General features: G+C 66.6%; 1 pseudogene. It reads left to right on the forward strand.

The annotated features are described in order from the left end of the window. Nucleotides 1-348: 348 nt before the first annotated feature. A pseudogene (locus KBX53_RS29920) lies at nucleotides 349-2,357 on the forward strand (LamG domain-containing protein); the annotation flags it as partial.

Here is a 2,357-nt window from a genome sequence, read left to right on the forward strand (position 1 = left end):
GCTCTCACCCACGTCGCGAAGTCGACTCGGCGCTGCCCATGGGGGAGCATCCACAGGCCGTGCTCGGCGCTGAACGTGATCGCTGCTGACACGAGAGCGAATGATGCCAGGGATGATCAAGGAAGCTGCGGGGGGTCTGGGCACGTCGGTCTCTTGGGCTGAGCAGCACTGTTGTCCGGCAGTACGGACGGGGTGGGGTAGGCATTCCCCCGCCGCTTGTTGGTGCGGCGATAAGGTCCGCTCAAGGTCCGCGCTAAGACCAGCACGCTAGCTTCCTCGCGTTACGTGACTCAATGCTCTCGTGGCCTTGGAGGCGCAACGGTGGCTGGTCTTCGCATATCCGGGTTGATGGTGTTCAACAGAGCGAGCCGTTCCGGGCGCCGCTGGGCAGGCGTGTTCCTGGCCGGGTTGATGGCAGCCACGCTGACCGGTCCGGTTAGCTGGGCCGATGCGAAGGTCGCCGTACCGAATCCCGGCGCGCGATCGTTGGTGGCCGACGACGAGTTCACCGCGACGACGATGGCCAAGCGTTACGGCCTGCGGGTTGAGGTGGCCTCGGCGCGCACGGAGCTGACCCAGACCTTCGCGGATCCGTCCGGCGCGTTTGTGATGGAGTCCGCCGTGGTGCCGCAGCGGGCCCGCCAGCCCGACGGATCGTGGGCTGACATCAACCTGAACCTGACGAGTGGCAGCGACGGGCTGCTGCGCCCGATCGTGTCGACAGCGGATGTGCGCTTCTCCAAGGGCGGGACCGAGCAGTTGGTGTCGCTGTCGCGCGGTGGCAGAACATTCACGCTCTCCTGGCCCACGAAGTTGCCGGCAGCTGTCCTGTCCGGAGACATGGCGACCTATCCCGAGGTGTTGCCGGAGGTCGATCTGGTGGTCCGCGCGACGCCGGACGGATTCACGCATGTGCTGGTGGTGAAGACGCCGCAGGCGGCACGTAATCCGGCAGTTGGGCAGATCGCCTTCAGGGTCGGCGGAGACGTACGTCTGCGGGAACTGCCCGGCGGTGAGCTGCAGGCCGTTGCCGCCGACAACTCGCTGGTCGGGGCGGCGCCACAGCCGGTGATGTGGGATTCTTCGCGGTTGCTCGACGACAGCCCTGGCGGCGGTTCCGGCTACGGTTCCTCGCCGGTCGGACCGGGCGACGGCGCCTCGACCGCACCCGTCGGAGCCGACGTGGACTCCAGCGGCCAGTTGGTGTTGCGGCCAGACCTGTCGCTGCTGCACTCCGGATCGCCGACCTATCCCGTCTACATCGATCCACCCTGGAGTACCGGGCGAGCGCGGTGGGCGTACGCGTCCAGCGACAACGGCAACAACGACACGTCCGTCGCCCGAGTCGGGCGCAGCCCCGACAGCGGGCAGCTGTACCGGTCGTATTTCGAGTTCCCGCTGGCAGCGATGGGCGGGAAGTACATACGGTCGGCGTACGTGCAGATGAAGCTCGATCATTCCTGGTCGTGCGGGAACACGGTCACGCACATGTACGACTCGAGCTCCATCTCGACGACGCCGCGGACGAAGTGGCGACCGTCGAACAAGGCGTGGCTGGCGTCGGCGGAGTCGCACGCGAATGAGGCCGGTGGCTGCGGGGAGATTCAGCCGGACATGACGGTGAACTTCCAGCACGGGAACGTCACCAGCCTGATCCGGCGGGGCGCCACCAACAAATGGAAGTACGTGACGATCGGTTTTTGCGCCTGCAACGCCGATGGTGACTACGAATCCACGCAGGACCGCTGGAAGCGGTTTTTTCCCGGAAACGCAAAGCTGATCGTGGACTATGACTCGTATCCGGGAAAGCCAACCGCGCTGCAGGTGGCGGGCGTGGCATGCGCGACGTCGGGCCGTACCACGATCGGCACTTTGACCCCGACGTTGTCGGCGGTCTATCCGGATGCTGACTCCACCCAGGCGCTGCGCACGGCGGTCGAGTGGCTGGAGATCCCCGCCTCCGGGACATACAACGACTCGACCCCGCGCAAGGCACCGCCGCCGGTGATGTCGGTACCAGCCGGCGGTCGCAGCACCACCGCGGCGGTCCCGACACTGCAGCCTGGCAAGGCCTACGCATTCCGTACGCGGGCCACCGACCCGGCGCCTTACAACCTGACCGGCGAATGGTCAACCTGGTGCGAGTTCGCACCGGACACCACAGTGCCGCCGGTCACGGTGGTCGCGACAACGGTGCCAGACGCTGCCGGCAAGGCGGGAAGCTTCACGATCTCGTCGACCAAGACGACCGTCACGAAATTCCGGTACGGCTGGACCAGCCCGCCGACCACCGAGATCGCCGCGACCGGCACGGGCGAGAAGTCCGTCTCTCTGCCACTTACCGTGCCGCGCTACGG

Source organism: Micromonospora sp. M51, assembly GCF_018070305.1.
GTDB lineage: Bacteria > Actinomycetota > Actinomycetes > Mycobacteriales > Micromonosporaceae > Micromonospora > Micromonospora parva.